Annotated in this window: 1 rRNA gene (only partly in view); it reads right to left on the bottom strand. The window is 53.1% G+C overall.

Annotated features, from left to right (window positions below):
- Positions 1 to 495, bottom strand: a 23S ribosomal RNA gene (locus B9P82_RS27905) (its annotated part continues 2,312 nt past the right edge of the window); the annotation flags it as partial.

The following is a 495-nucleotide window of genomic DNA, read 5'->3' on the forward strand; positions in this document are numbered from 1 at the left end:
CAGCCTGTTATCCCCGGAGTACCTTTTATCCGTTGAGCGATGGCCCTTCCATTCAGAACCACCGGATCACTAAGACCTGCTTTCGCACCTGCTCGAGCCGTCACTCTCGCAGTCAAGCTAGCTTATGCCTTTGCACTAACCTCCTGATGTCCGACCAGGATTAGCTAACCTTCGTGCTCCTCCGTTACTCTTTAGGAGGAGACCGCCCCAGTCAAACTACCCACCAGACACTGTCCGCAACCCGGATTACGGGTCTACGTTAGAACACCAGCCATTAAAGGGTGGTATTTCAAGGTTGGCTCCATGCAGACTGGCGTCCACACTTCAAAGCCTCCCACCTATCCTACACATCAAGGACCAGTGTTCAGTGTCAAGCTATAGTAAAGGTTCACGGGGTCTTTCCGTCTTGCCGCGGGTACACTGCATCTTCACAGCGAGTTCAATTTCACTGAGTCTCGGGTGGAGACAGCCTGGCCATCATTACGCCATTCGTGC

Origin of the sequence: Citrobacter sp. L55 (assembly GCF_002850715.1) — a bacterium.
In the GTDB taxonomy this organism is placed as follows: Bacteria; Pseudomonadota; Gammaproteobacteria; order Enterobacterales; family Enterobacteriaceae; genus Citrobacter; species Citrobacter braakii.